Origin of the sequence: Nostoc sp. NOS(2021), assembly GCF_017115025.1 — a bacterium.
Classification (GTDB): domain Bacteria; phylum Cyanobacteriota; class Cyanobacteriia; order Cyanobacteriales; family Nostocaceae; genus Nostoc.
The window spans coordinates 49,523-62,351 of sequence record NZ_JABXKM010000088.1; the positions used below are offsets into that span (position 1 = coordinate 49,523).

The following is a 12,829-nucleotide window of genomic DNA, read 5'->3' on the forward strand; positions in this document are numbered from 1 at the left end:
AATGCAGCTGTGACGTGGATCTTGTCGAGGTTGAGCGTTTAACAATAATTCATGAGCATTTCGACTTCTGTGCTGAGTGATCTGCTAAAGTCCCTACCCTACTTGCGGCCCCAGCTATATTTTAAGGCTTCACTAACGGCACTCTCCCACGCGATGGAAGATCAAGTTTTGGCTGCGACTTTAGCCCAACCCCTTGTCATTGCTAGTTTCCAGCGAGAGCGATTCTACCGCCAAGAAGCTCATCGCTACCAGCGACTTGCCTTGCGAAGTAATCAAATATACGTATTATCTGCTCCAGAAACGGATTTCACCAACAGTTCGGAACACTACGAAAAGATCGCTTTTGATCCAAAGGATGGCTTAAGTCAAGAGTGGCATTTAGTAGTGATTGCTGACAATTATGCAACTTGTCTGGTTTGCCGGGAAAGCCTTGGTTCTATTGCCAAAAACAAGCAACTACCAGAACTAAGCCCTAATCTGGATATAGACACAGCGCGAAGATTTGAGGGAATTTGGACATCGGAAAGGGGAGTTAGCCTGAAAGCAGCCGAATTGCTGTTAGACAGGATTTTAGTTTACAGACCAGAACTGGCAAGTAAAATTGAGGAGGCACATCAGAGGTTTGGCATCGGACAGCCGCGAAACCACTCTGGAGCCGAACACGGCAACGAATATGCTTGTGACATCGATACAGATCCCTTTGTGCAGCGCTTAGTAACTTATTTACAAGCTAGCCAGTACAAATTGCACAAAGCCTACCGTTCAATTGCTGCCCAAGCACGAAAAGAGCGATTAGTCAACTCCATTAGCACTGCCATTCGGCGATCGCTCGATCCTCACGAAGTTCTCCAGGTGGCGGCGCAAGAATTAGGACAACACCTACAAGCTTGTCGCTGTTTAATTTACCGCGCTCAAGCCTCAGATAGCCAAGCCATAATTGAACACGAGTTTTTGACTCCCGGTATTTTATCTGTTTCTGGGCAAACCTGGGAGTTAGAGAACAATTCTCTATTTCGGGACATAGTGGAACAAGGCGAAGGGGTTTGTGTAAGCGATACGCTGAGTGACCCTCGCGTTACCAATTCGCCAGGACTTTCATTGATCGCCAAAAAGTTTGCCATTCGTTCTTGGCTGATGGAACCAGTGTTCTATCAGGGGCGATTATTGGGCATTGTGGAGTTGCACTATTGCCGGATGCCACCGCACGAGTGCCAACCTGGGGAATTGGATCTGGTAGAAGCGATCGCCACCCAAGTAGGAGCAGCTCTGATCCAAGCGGAAGCTTACGCTAACCTAGAAGAACTTAACCAGCAACTAGAAGCCCTAGACCGCACCCGCAGCAACCTCATAGCCATTACCGGACATGAACTGCGTACCCCCCTATCTACAATTCAAGTGTGCCTGGAAAGTCTCGCTAGTGAGCCGGATATGCCCTTGGAGTTGCAGCAGATCATGCTCAACACTGCTCTTTCTGACTCAGAGCGGATGCGAAAACTGGTACAAGATTTCCTCACACTTTCCAACTTGGAAAGCGGTCGGGTGCAATGGCATCCAGAATCCCTCACCTTCCAAGAGTGTGTGGATTTAGCACTCAGCCGAAATCGCACGCGCTCCTCAACGGAAAAGCCGCCCCAAATCAAAACTGAAATTGCCCAAAACCTACCTTTGGTAAGAGCTGATGGTGATTGGCTAGTAGAGGTACTGGCAAAACTTATGGACAATGCTTATAAATTTACGCCACCGGAAGGAGAAATCACCATTAAAGCGATTCAGAACAGCCGTCAAATGGTCGAGGTGACTGTGGCTGACACTGGACGTGGTATTGAACCGAATCGTTTAGAAGTAGTTTTTGACCGGTTCTATCAAGAAGAGGGAGCGCTACGCCGCACCACTGGCGGGACTGGACTTGGTTTAGCAATTTGCCGTCAAATTGTTAATGGCTGGGGTGGGGAAATTTGGGCAGAGTCAACTGGCAAAGACCAGGGTAGTCAGTTTCACTTCACCATCCCAATTGTTCAGAGTAGCTATGAGGAAAAGCGGACAAAAGTCAAGAGTAAATAGGCATGGGGCATTGGTTTTTGACTAATGACTAATGACTAATGACTAAAAACTGTTACAGTCTATGACGCGATCGCAATATAATCCTGGTTGCGGTGTTAGGATTCCCTAAAAACGTTGAGAGAAATAACTTATGGCAGAAACACTCTCTGGACAAACTCCGCTATTCGGTGGCAGCACCGGTGGCTTGCTAAACAAAGCACAAGTGGAAGAAAAGTACGCTATCACTTGGACTAGCCCGAAAGAGCAAGTATTTGAATTGCCTACAGGTGGTGCTGCTACTATGCGGAAAGGTGAAAACCTGCTGTATATAGCTCGTAAAGAATATGGCATCTTTTTGGGCGGTCAGCAACTCCGGAAACTAAAAATTACAGATTACAAAGTTTACCGGATTTTACCCAACGGAGAAACTACTTTACTTCACCCAGCTGATGGTGTCTTCCCTGAGAAGGTGAATGAAGGTCGTGGAAAAGTGGGCTATGTCCCACGCGGCATTGGGCAAAACCCCAATCCATCACAACTCAAGTTCAGTGGTAAAGCTACCTACGAGCCATAGGGACTAGGGGCTGGGGACTGGGGAGTAAGAATTTTAGATTTTGAATTTTAGATTGAAGTTTAATCCAAAAGACGCTCTCTACGCGACCAAGGCGTAGCTTGCTTCTGGGCAGGAGTACGCGGACTCGCTCTAAGCGAACGCGAGTGCGTCTGGTAGAGTTGCTATGCCGAAGGCGTTGCCTCTCGAACGCAAGTGCGTCTCCCTTTGGGAGAAGAGAAGGCTTTACGCTCCGCTATCGTCAATCCAAAATCCAAAATTCAATTGCCCCATGCCCCATGCCCCATGCCCAATGCCCCATGCCCTATCCCTAAGCAATTTATGGTATTCCCCGATTTCTCCGAATTTTCTCAGCTAGCTCTACAAGGCAACTTCGTCCCGGTATATCAAGAATGGGTAGCGGACTTAGATACGCCCGTGTCTGCTTGGTATAAAGTCTGTGCAGGTCAGCCCTATAGCTTTTTGTTGGAATCGATAGAAGGCGGGGAAAAACTGGGACGTTATAGTTTAGTGGGCTGCGATCCTCTGTGGGTTTTGGAAGCAAGGGGCGATCGCACGACCCAGTTAAACCGCGATGGTTCGCAGGTCATTTTTGCAGGCGACCCTTTTACAGCTTTAGCCGAATGTTTAGCACCTTATCACCCAGTCAAGTTACCACAGTTACCACCAGGAATTGGTGGTTTATTTGGGTTTTGGGGCTATGAATTAATTCGCTGGATTGAGCCGCGTGTGCCAATTCATCCACCAGATGAGCGAAATATCCCTGATGGGTTGTGGATGCAGGTAGACCATCTATTGATTTTTGACCAGGTAAAGCGGAAAATTTGGGCGATCGCTTATGCTGATTTACGTGAAGAGAAAGTAGATTTGAAAGCAGCCTATCAACAAGCGTGCGATCGCGTCACCCAAATGCTCGAAAAGCTATCTCTACCTGTATCGCCGCAAAAAACCAGATTGGAATGGAAACCGCCTGCAAGTAGGGGATCTGGAGAAGCAGAGGAATACACCAGTAACTTTACTCGCCCTGATTTTTGTGCCAGCGTCCAAAAAGCAAAAGCTCGTATCAAAGCAGGGGATATTTTTCAAGTAGTAATTTCTCAGCGACTATCAACAGCATACACAGGCGACCCCTTTGCCCTTTACCGCTCCCTACGCCAGATAAATCCCTCGCCTTACATGGCTTACTTTAACTTCCAAGATTGGCAAATCATCGGTTCCAGTCCCGAAGTGATGGTGAAAGCCGAAACAGATCCAGATGGTGGAGTGATCGCAACAGTACGCCCAATTGCCGGGACGCGTCCACGGGGTAAAACCACCCAGGAAGATGCAGCCTTAGCTCAGGATTTACTGCAAGACCCTAAAGAAATTGCCGAACATGTAATGCTTGTGGATTTAGGGCGGAATGATTTGGGGCGTGTTTGTCAAAGTGGTAGCGTCAAAGTTGATGAATTAATGGTAGTTGAGCGCTACTCCCATGTAATGCACATTGTCAGCAATGTTGTGGGTAAATTAGCAGTTGGTAAAACAGCATGGGATTTATTGAAAGCTTGTTTCCCAGCAGGTACGGTAAGCGGCGCACCCAAGATTAAGGCGATGGAGATTATCCACGAGTTAGAGTCTAGTCGTCGGGGAGTTTATTCCGGTGTGTATGGATATTACGATTTTGAAGGACAATTAAATACTGCGATCGCTATTCGCACAATGGTAGTGCATGATAATACCGTGAGCGTACAAGCCGGCGCAGGTTTGGTGGCTGATTCTGAGCCAGAGAAAGAATACGAAGAGACGCTGAATAAAGCTAGAGGTTTATTAGAGGCGATTCGTTGTTTGCGTTGAACTGGGGACTGGGTACTGGGTACTGGGTACTGGGAAATTTGTTCCAAAATTTGGGATGAGTCAGAGCAAATTTTATAATTTTTCCGCTCTTTACCCAATCCCCAGTCCCTAATCCCCAATACCCAATCCCTTTTAATGCCTGTATAGTTACTTTCACCTATAATTAATTGCACACTGGTTTTTGTTGGTTAATTCTAAAACCGGGCTTGATATAAGCATAGTAACAGTTCGATTTGCTGTATGAGAATCCAGACCAGATATTAAAAGTTGATGTATTAATAACCTTCTATTTTGAATTACATAGGTTTTACTTTGAATTGCAAGATGTTTAGAAACAATTTGTGCTACTTCTAAGCCCACGTATCCACAATACCGTGACAAATTGGGAAGCTTTATAAATCCAATCAACATCAAACTTTTTCCAAACCTAAACAGAGTTTTTTAGACAAGAGTGAAAACTGAAAAGAAGTCCTGGTATCCAAATCCAAGACCTCCATTGAAGTTACTACACACTAGAAATGAACAAACTTGCTCATCCCAATTGGCTGAAGTAAATCGCCCAAAGAATTCCAGTTACTCCAATAGCAATTAAAAGGTTAGTGAAAAATCTGCCGATTTCAATTTCTTGTCCCAGTCCCTTGTCCTCTTGACCGACTGTGAAAAACAATGACCAGGCTTGATTTGCATTGATAATCTCAAAGTTGTTGAAATCAGGTCTAAAAACAACGGGCCCAATTAAATCTTTTTTAGGGTAATCAAAATCAGTTTTCATAGTTTGCCTCTAATTATTTGTCAAGTAAGGAAAATTCGTAAATCTCAAAGTGTCTTCTCTAAAAGCTGGTTAGCCATCTAATCAAACCGTGTCCGGTGAGAACTTCCAAAACTATAAATCAGACAAAACCAATCATTGCCAAACGGCCATTGAGTTTTTCGGCATATTCGGTGAAGCCTGTCCGTAGGGTTTCATCAACATAAACCTTGGGTTCAATCGCAAATCTATTGAGTTGACCGCGTTCGTTAATGGTAAAGCCTCTATTTGTGATCTTTTACTCCCTGTTTTTGTTATCTGTAAATGAATATTAACTATTATTAAGATTTTTTACAAGTGCTTGACATAAAGGTAAAGGTAGTAGAATCCGTACTAAACAAGTAGGGTATTTTGGATTTGTGCGAGAAAGTAGGCATCGCAATATAGCGATTCTTACCTGAATTCTGGCTTCTGACTCCCCAATAAGCGGGAGTATTGCACCCAACTGAGAACCGCTATAGGTTCAATTAAGGATTGTTTACGGAAATTTGATGCGTGTAGAGATGTGCTATATCTATGCTTTTAGAAGTGAATACGCACAAAGGCATCAATTGCGTTTAATGTGACTTCAGAAAAACTTATAAGTTCTATAAACAGAAATTATCAGGGTATAACTGAGAGGGTATTGCTTATTTGTAACGAACTTGTTATGTTTCTTTACATAAAGATACAGAACCAGATAAATGCGTTAAACCACTGTTGATTAAGGCTTTCTAAATAACTATGCAGTTAAGCCTGCAATGTGCTTTGCCAAGTATCCAAACTCAACGGCAACAGAATCGCTATGCCCTTTGGTAAAGCAATCGTAAAAACTGCTGAGTGCCTTTATTAACAGCTAAACGCATTTCTCCTCCGTCTTTGCACATTTGATTTTTCACATTCGATAGAACTGTAATTTTCTTTTGGGAATTTCTGCTATGTCTTTTACCATCCAGTCGGCTCAAAGTATTTTTCCCGGCACCCTAATTGCTGACGTTGTTCCAACTGTTGTCGAATCATTCTCTCAGCTCAATGCCGAAGATCAACTAGCATTACTCTGGTTTGCCTATACCGAGATGGGTAGAAGTATTACGGTTGCTGCTCCTGGGGCAGCCAACATGATCCTGGCGCAAGGCTTACTCGAACAAATTAAGCAGATGCCTTTTGAGGCTCAAACGCAAGTCATGTACGATTTGGCCAACCGTGCTGACACTCCTCTGTGCCGTTCTTATGCATCCTTTACCGTGAACATCAAGTTGGGCTTCTGGTATCAGTTAGGAGAATGGATGGCTCAGGGAATCGTTGCTCCGATCCCAGAAGGTTACAAGCTTTCTCCGAAAGCTGCCGATGTGTTGCAAGCCATCCGCAATGCAGATTCCGGTCAACAAATTACCATCCTACGCAATACTGTAATTAGCATGGGATTTGACCCGAACGCTCCCGGTAGTTACAAAAAAGTCTCAGAGCCGGTGTCTCCTCCCACTGCACAAGCATTTCGGACTAAAGTCACTATCGAGGGCATCAACAATCCTACGGTGCTGGGCTATATCAACAACATGAATGCCAATGACTTTGATGCAGCTGTTGCTCTGTTTACCTCTGAAGGTGCTTTGCAACCTCCCTTTGAAAGACCGATTGTTAGTCAAGAGGCAATCCGCGCTTATATGCGTGAAGAGTGCCAGGGATTGAAGATGATCCCAGAGCGCGGTGTATCTGAGCCAGTGGAAGATGGGTATACACAAGTTAAAGTCACAGGTAAAGTTCAAAGCCCTTGGTTCGGTGCCAGCGTGGGGATGAATATTGCATGGCGGTTTTTGCTAGATCCCCAAGGCAAAATCTTCTTTGTAGCGATTGACTTGCTCGCTTCTCCTAAAGAACTGCTCAACCTAGCACGTAAATAGAGGGCTAGATTAGTCGCTGCTTAAGCGTGGATGAGTGAAGGAGCCGCAGCTACGCCCGTCGTAGGCATCGCCACTCTACCACGCTTATTTGATATCTTCGTGCTGCGATCGCCAAAAGGTAGTTGAAAAATCTAGCTAAAAGCCTTGAAAAGCATATCTGTCATTTAGGCTTTTCTGTCAATGCATAAGTCTAGGACTTACGCATTGACAGAGACAACTAACTGTGAATTACGTCTCGTTACAAGGCTCTAGCCTTGTAATGCTCTTGTGTCCGGCTCTGCCTCCTGGTTTGACGGGAGGCAGAGCCTAGTTGATCGCATTCCCAGGCGGCAGCCCAGGAACGAGGCAGGGCAAGACTTTTAGCTTAAAAAGCCTACTATTCACATGATGGTCAATCTGTAAAGTGCGTAAGTTCTAAAGTCTTATTTAGTTGTTAATATTTAAATAACAATATCTCTTTAGATAGAGTAACAATTTTTTCCATCTACCGATAGTAAGAGATTATCAATGACTTTTTTCAATTCCTCTGAGCCGCTCCTTCGTGAAAAACAGCCAGAGCTAGATTTTCAAGATATTCAAGGTCTAGTGTGTCTAAACTACCAAATTGGAAATTTCACCCTCTTTTCAAAGTTTTATACTCAGGTAGATCAAGCATTTATTCTCTGGGGACTAATTTCATCTGGGATTTTCGTAACCGCCCAGTTTCTACCCATTAGCTGGAGTGACCAAGCGATTTTGTGGTCAGTGCTTACCTTATTCGGTGCAGTCGGCATGGTAAGTTTAACTTGGTTTTGGGCAACTGTAGAACAGCTACGCTGGGTTGTTTATTGCTGGGCGATTTTAATCTTAGCGGGTTTAATCCTGACTGATCTGAGCATTTTTTTGGGATGGGGAGAGGTGTTGATGCGTCTGTGTCCACTGTGGTTAGGATTAAGTGCTATCGGCTACCTTTGCACTGGGGTAGGAATGCGTTCACGCACATTTGTTTTGATGGGGTTTATTCATTTGCTGGGAATCTTAGTTTTACCCTACTGCGGTGTGATGCAGTTTCTCTCAACGGGGCTAATTATGACCGTTAGTTTACTGTTACTAGCAGAATTACAGTGGGATATGCAATCTTCAAGTGATTACAACCAATTAACACCACAACAAAAGCAGTTTAACCAAGCACAGTCCCAACGGCGTCAAATGAGCAGCTAAAGTTATAAAGAATTAAAATCTTACTTTAGATAGGCTTGTCTAACAAATATACCCCTCTCTCTTGGCTAGCTAGTATTCCTACCCTAGAGTGAGGGTTTTTGACTCAACTTTTATCTATTCTAGTGAATGAAGATAAAGAATACTGTATGGGTGTTATACCGCTGTGACCCATTATCGGACATCGAAGGAGAGCGATCGCAGATGTTTGAACAGTGTAAATCAATCAAAGGCTTTGACGGTGTGGAGTTTTTGTCGCTTCCTCCACTTTATTATCACTGAGGGAAGGTTAAATTCTTCATCAGAGCGGTCTAAGGTGGTAAACGTGTAGTGTTTTTTACATTATAAACTTAGTTATGACAGTCCAATCTCCTTAATTCATTTTGAACTAAGGAGATTGGACTGTCACGGCTAGTGCAACTATCTGTAGCTGGCGTTTGTGTGTCAAAATATTCACGCCAACGACTAATTTGACCATCCCTAAAATCTACCACAATTACGTCATCAGCTTTATTACGACGACCTGTCGCCTTTTCCGTATCTTCGTAGTACCATTCTACTGCCGCCTGATTTGCTCCAACGATAATCCGCTGGATGTCTATTTTGACATCTGAATACTGTTGTTTAAAATGGCTAACTCCTTCTCGAATTTTTTCTTGCCCCCGCCAGCATTGACCAGGCACGATTAGTTCCCCATCAACCGTAAACAATTGTGCAAGAGCATCGACATCTTGAGCAACCCATGCATCTTTAGCTTTTTCTATTAATATCTGGATATCTTCTTGGTTCATAGACTGACTGGCAAATAAAGGTGTGCTAAAAGTTAAGCTAACAAATATAGTTCCTAACACTAGCCATCGAGACAACCAAACCATCTAAATTTTTCTACCCTCTAAAGTATGAAGCTATAGAGCATTTGTCACATTTAAGCAGAAGTTGTTTCCATTGCGATCGCACCTGCAAAAAATCCTGTTATGAATCCCGTTTGGTTAGGGTAAATAAAAAACTACTGTTTACCGATTGTATTACAGTTGTTTTAATCATCAAAAAGGTTGATAATATCTATATTGCAAAAGTTTTGGATTAGCATAGTAGATTATGACATTGAAAAACACCTTTGGTGAATATAGTTTTGTGACTAAAGTAGACGTTACGAATCTGGAAGCTAGTGTTGAGTGGTACAAGTCCAAGCTCGGATTAGTTCCTGAAGAAAAATATGACACTCCTACCTGGAGACAGTTTAGCCTCCCTGATATTGGGCGCGTTGCAATTGGACTCAACTTAAGTAACTCAGTTGAAGCAGGTAGTACTGTTAGTACCTTTGTTGTAAACGATATAGTTACTGCTCGTCAAAGCCTGATTGAAAAAGGAGTTGAAGTTGGGCCAATTACAGATGTCGGTCATGGAGTGCAATTATCTGTCTTCAAGGATATTGACGGAAACTTGTTGGGGCTTCGGCAGAATCCGCAGTCTTAACCATTAGCTGCTGAAATCGGCGATTAGGCAGCAACTAAACTCATGTTGTTGCTTCTTTAAAACATCCTCTTAGGGACTGACAAATAAAAAAACATCCCAAATTTTCTTGTGGGATGGGTGTCGGCACTACGTGCCGCTACGCGAACACCCGTCCCATATTCAGGGCGGGCAGGACTTCGGCGTGAGCGCTCAGTCAAACGCTGCCACCCCACAAGATGGATAATTTATTTCTTGTCAGTCCCTTAGAGGTATTTTAATTTTCTCCCTTTTTATTGAGTATAGAATCACACAAAAGATAGAGGTATTAACCGACTTAATTCGATTATTATTAAGAATATATAAAGAAATATTACAGAAAGGAGTCGGCTATTAGCATCCAATTATCAAATAATATCGTCATCCCAAAATGGCATGATTCCAACATTGCTCTGGATCTAAAACGTGCCACGGAAATTGCTGATTATTGTGCAAACAATGCCACGGCTATAGATTGCAATAGTGCTTTTCCCAAGCAGGAGTTTGAACTGATTGCTAAGGCTGGGTTGTTGGCTGCACCATTGGCGAAAGAATTAGGTGGATGGGGTGCAGGAATTGATGCTAATGTTACCTACGAGCTTTTAATCCTACTAAAGCAGATGGGGCATGGCAATCTGGCAGTTGGCCGAATTTATGAAGGACATATCAACGCCCTGCAACTGATTCAGACCTTTGGTTCTATAGAACAAATCACAAGCTGCGCCCGTGATGCCCGCGATCGCCATAAAATATTTGGCGTTTGGAATGCTGAAGCCGCTGATGGTGTCAAGGTAATCCCTTTTGAGAATGGACGTTATCGCCTAGAAGGTTCTAAAACGTTTTGTACTGGTGCAGGCTATGTTGAACGTCCTTTCGTGAATGGAGTATTGCCAGAAGGCGGTTGGCAAATGTGCATTGTGCCAATGGACGAAGTGACAACAGTTAGTGATCCATCTTGGTGGCAACCTTCTGGGATGCGAGCTACTGCTAGTTACAAAGTGGATTTTAGCGGTGTAGAGTTGGAGCAGAGCTATTTAATCGGTCAGGCAGGAGATTACTTTCGCCAACCTTGGTTGTCTGTTGGGGTGATTCGGTTTGCTGCTGTGCAACTAGGTGGGGCAGAAGCACTGTTTAACTTGACTCGTCAGTATCTCCAAAAGTTGGAATATACAAAAGATCCATATCAACAGGAACGGCTTGGCAGAATGGCGATCGCCATTGAAAGTGGTAATCTCTGGTTGCGGGGGGCTGCGGATCAAGTAGCAGCCTATGCGCCAGTATTTGGTGGCGATCCCACAGTTACTCATCCGCAAGCAGATCAACTCGTCGCCTATGCAAACATGGTGAGGACAGCAATTGAACAAATTTGCATTGATGTGATGCATTTGTGTCAACGTTCTGTTGGGACTCGCGGCTTACTACCACCAAATCCGATGGAACGCATTATCCGAGATTTGACTCTATATCTGCGTCAACCGGCTTTTGATGCGGCCTTGGCAAATGTCGGGCAGTATGTCTTGCAGCAAAGTAATCCGGCTTCAATGCTTTGGAATGATGAATAAGTTCGGCTTGATTGGATTACCACTAAACAATCCTAGTGTTTTGCCCTGGCGTTCAGTTAACGAGATCGCTTGTAGTCCGGCGCTAATCGTTGCACCTCATCCTGATGATGAGACGTTAGGTTGTGGGGGTGCGATCGCTCTGTTACGGTCTTTAAATTGTCATGTGCAAGTTTTAGTCATCAGTGATGGTACTCTTTCACACCCTCGTTCCCTGAAATATCCCGCAGATAAACTCCGATCTCTGCGGGAAGCGGAAACGCTATCAGCATTAAAATTGCTGGGTGTAGAGGTTAATGATGTCACCTTCTTGAGAATGCAGGATGGGTCAATTCCAACACAGTATCAAAGTGCAGTGGCTAGTTGTCGTGCTTACATCACAGAAATTGCCCCACAAATTATCTTTTTACCGTGGCGATATGACCCTCACGCCGACCACCGAGCGACGTGGAAGTTAATTCATGCAGTGCTGGATGATTTGCGCTTATCCCCCCGATTGATTGAGTATCCTATTTGGGATTGGGACTCAGAGCAACGGGGGAGTCTGCCCGCGTCTGTTGAGGTGACAACCTGGCGGTTAAATATTAGCACGGTGGTGGAGTTAAAACAGCAAGCGATCGCTGCTTATGGTTCCCAAATTACAGACTTAATTGATGATGATCCAGAAGGCTTTCGCCTGACTCCCGAAATGTTAGCGAACTTCACTCGTCCTTGGGAAGTTTATATAGAGGAAAACCGATGAACCCGTTACAATCCAATTCCCTACCACCCAGCTACTTTGATCAACTCTACAGCGAAGATCCTGACCCGTGGAAGTTTGAGACAAGTGTTTACGAAGCTAACAAATATGCTGCCACGATCGCAGCTTTACCCAAAGAGCGCTATCGGTCTGCCTTTGAAATCGGTGGTTCCATTGGCGTTTTAACTGAGAAGCTACAAGCGCGTTGTGACAGATTGTTCTCGGTTGATATATCAAAACTGGCGCAGGATAAAGCAAAAGAGCGCTGTCAGCATCTCTCCAATGTCAACTTCCAGATTATGTGTGTCCCAGAGGAATATCCTGATGAAATGTTTGATTTGACTCTAGTCTCGGAAGTTGGCTATTACTGGAGCTGGGAAGACCTGAAAAAATCCCAACAGTGCATTTTAGAACACCTGGAACTAGGAGGACATTTACTTTTAGTTCATTGGACACTCTATGCCCGTGATTATCCTTTAAGTGGGGATGAAGTTCACGACTCGTTTTTGGAGTTGCCCGCAAATAAACTGCGGCATTTAAAAGGTCAACGCGAGGAAGAATATCGACTTGATTTATTCGAGCGAGTCTGAGAAATAAACCACTTTGGAAGCGTCACCCTACTCTAGGGTGACGCTTTTCCTTCGCAATTACTGATATCATGTCCGCATAATTAGTTATGATTCCCACAGTCATTGCACCCCACCCCTT

Annotated in this window: 12 protein-coding genes and 1 pseudogene; 10 read left to right on the forward strand and 3 right to left on the reverse strand. The window is 44.2% G+C overall.

All coding sequences use genetic code 11. From position 1 onward, the window contains the following. Positions 1-51: 51 nt before the first annotated feature. From HWQ41_RS11010 to trpE, 3 genes are all read left to right on the forward strand, one after another. Complete coding sequence (locus tag HWQ41_RS11010; RefSeq protein ID WP_292762502.1) at positions 52-2,061, forward strand: DICT sensory domain-containing protein; 2,010 nt, start codon at positions 52-54, stop codon at positions 2,059-2,061. A gap of 130 nt (positions 2,062-2,191) precedes the next feature. Further along, positions 2,192-2,614, forward strand: coding sequence for a photosystem I reaction center subunit II PsaD (locus HWQ41_RS11015; RefSeq protein WP_292762503.1), 423 nt, complete (start codon positions 2,192-2,194; stop codon positions 2,612-2,614). A 318-nt stretch (positions 2,615-2,932) separates the two neighbouring features. Then, positions 2,933-4,447, forward strand: coding sequence for an anthranilate synthase component I (trpE, locus tag HWQ41_RS11020; protein WP_292762525.1), 1,515 nt, complete (start codon positions 2,933-2,935; stop codon positions 4,445-4,447). 532 nt (positions 4,448-4,979) lie between these two features. On the opposite strand, the gene HWQ41_RS11025 is transcribed toward trpE, so the two are convergent. Together HWQ41_RS11025 and HWQ41_RS11030 are read right to left on the reverse strand one after the other, a co-directional pair. Further along, complete coding sequence (locus tag HWQ41_RS11025; protein WP_292762505.1) at positions 4,980-5,219, reverse strand: hypothetical protein; 240 nt, start codon at positions 5,217-5,219, stop codon at positions 4,980-4,982. 121 nt (positions 5,220-5,340) lie between these two features. Next, positions 5,341-5,490, reverse strand: a pseudogene (locus HWQ41_RS11030) (high light inducible protein); the annotation flags it as partial. Between the two features lie 682 nt (positions 5,491-6,172). On the opposite strand from HWQ41_RS11030, the gene HWQ41_RS11035 reads away from it, so the two are divergent. From HWQ41_RS11035 to HWQ41_RS11045, 3 genes are all read left to right on the forward strand, one after another. Further along, positions 6,173-7,135, forward strand: coding sequence for an orange carotenoid protein N-terminal domain-containing protein (locus HWQ41_RS11035; RefSeq protein WP_292762507.1), 963 nt, complete (start codon positions 6,173-6,175; stop codon positions 7,133-7,135). A gap of 507 nt (positions 7,136-7,642) precedes the next feature. Beyond that, positions 7,643-8,335 carry a hypothetical protein gene (locus tag HWQ41_RS11040; protein ID WP_292762509.1) on the forward strand — a complete coding sequence of 231 codons (693 nt, stop codon included), beginning with the start codon at positions 7,643-7,645 and terminating at the stop codon, positions 8,333-8,335. A 126-nt stretch (positions 8,336-8,461) separates the two neighbouring features. Continuing rightward, positions 8,462-8,614 (forward strand): hypothetical protein, encoded by a 153-nt coding sequence (locus HWQ41_RS11045; protein WP_292762511.1) that lies wholly within the window; start codon positions 8,462-8,464, stop codon positions 8,612-8,614. 68 nt (positions 8,615-8,682) lie between these two features. On the opposite strand, the gene HWQ41_RS11050 is transcribed toward HWQ41_RS11045, so the two are convergent. Then, a complete protein-coding gene (locus HWQ41_RS11050) occupies positions 8,683-9,207 on the reverse strand; it encodes a nuclear transport factor 2 family protein (protein WP_292762513.1) in 525 nt (174 codons plus the stop codon). Between the two features lie 223 nt (positions 9,208-9,430). On the opposite strand from HWQ41_RS11050, the gene HWQ41_RS11055 reads away from it, so the two are divergent. From HWQ41_RS11055 to HWQ41_RS11070, 4 genes are all read left to right on the forward strand, one after another. After that, on the forward strand, positions 9,431-9,808 hold the full coding sequence (locus tag HWQ41_RS11055; RefSeq protein WP_292762515.1) for a VOC family protein: 378 nt from the start codon (positions 9,431-9,433) through the stop codon (positions 9,806-9,808). Positions 9,809-10,260: 452 nt separating this feature from the next. Beyond that, entirely contained in the window at positions 10,261-11,385 is a 1,125-nt protein-coding gene (locus tag HWQ41_RS11060) for an acyl-CoA dehydrogenase family protein (protein ID WP_292762527.1), read from the forward strand. Next, the gene (locus HWQ41_RS11065; RefSeq protein ID WP_292762518.1) at positions 11,375-12,124 is read left to right on the forward strand and encodes a PIG-L family deacetylase; all 750 of its coding nucleotides are present in this window, start codon (positions 11,375-11,377) and stop codon (positions 12,122-12,124) included. The genes HWQ41_RS11060 and HWQ41_RS11065 overlap by 11 nt, the downstream gene beginning before the upstream one ends. Further along, a complete protein-coding gene (locus HWQ41_RS11070) occupies positions 12,121-12,711 on the forward strand; it encodes an SAM-dependent methyltransferase (RefSeq protein ID WP_292762520.1) in 591 nt (196 codons plus the stop codon). The genes HWQ41_RS11065 and HWQ41_RS11070 overlap by 4 nt, the downstream gene beginning before the upstream one ends. The last annotated feature ends 118 nt before the right edge of the window (positions 12,712-12,829 follow it).

What these genes read in the sequence shown, in the direction of transcription:
- HWQ41_RS11010 (WP_292762502.1), top strand. Translation starts at nt 52, where the DNA reads ATGAGCATTTCGACTTCTGTGCTGAGTGATCTGCTAAAGTCCCTACCC.
- HWQ41_RS11015 (WP_292762503.1), top strand. Translation starts at nt 2,192, where the DNA reads ATGGCAGAAACACTCTCTGGACAAACTCCGCTATTCGGTGGCAGCACC.
- trpE (WP_292762525.1), top strand. Translation starts at nt 2,933, where the DNA reads ATGGTATTCCCCGATTTCTCCGAATTTTCTCAGCTAGCTCTACAAGGC.
- HWQ41_RS11025 (WP_292762505.1), bottom strand. Translation starts at nt 5,219, where the DNA reads ATGAAAACTGATTTTGATTACCCTAAAAAAGATTTAATTGGGCCCGTT.
- HWQ41_RS11035 (WP_292762507.1), top strand. Translation starts at nt 6,173, where the DNA reads ATGTCTTTTACCATCCAGTCGGCTCAAAGTATTTTTCCCGGCACCCTA.
- HWQ41_RS11040 (WP_292762509.1), top strand. Translation starts at nt 7,643, where the DNA reads ATGACTTTTTTCAATTCCTCTGAGCCGCTCCTTCGTGAAAAACAGCCA.
- HWQ41_RS11045 (WP_292762511.1), top strand. Translation starts at nt 8,462, where the DNA reads ATGAAGATAAAGAATACTGTATGGGTGTTATACCGCTGTGACCCATTA.
- HWQ41_RS11050 (WP_292762513.1), bottom strand. Translation starts at nt 9,207, where the DNA reads ATGGTTTGGTTGTCTCGATGGCTAGTGTTAGGAACTATATTTGTTAGC.
- HWQ41_RS11055 (WP_292762515.1), top strand. Translation starts at nt 9,431, where the DNA reads ATGACATTGAAAAACACCTTTGGTGAATATAGTTTTGTGACTAAAGTA.
- HWQ41_RS11065 (WP_292762518.1), top strand. Translation starts at nt 11,375, where the DNA reads ATGATGAATAAGTTCGGCTTGATTGGATTACCACTAAACAATCCTAGT.
- HWQ41_RS11070 (WP_292762520.1), top strand. Translation starts at nt 12,121, where the DNA reads ATGAACCCGTTACAATCCAATTCCCTACCACCCAGCTACTTTGATCAA.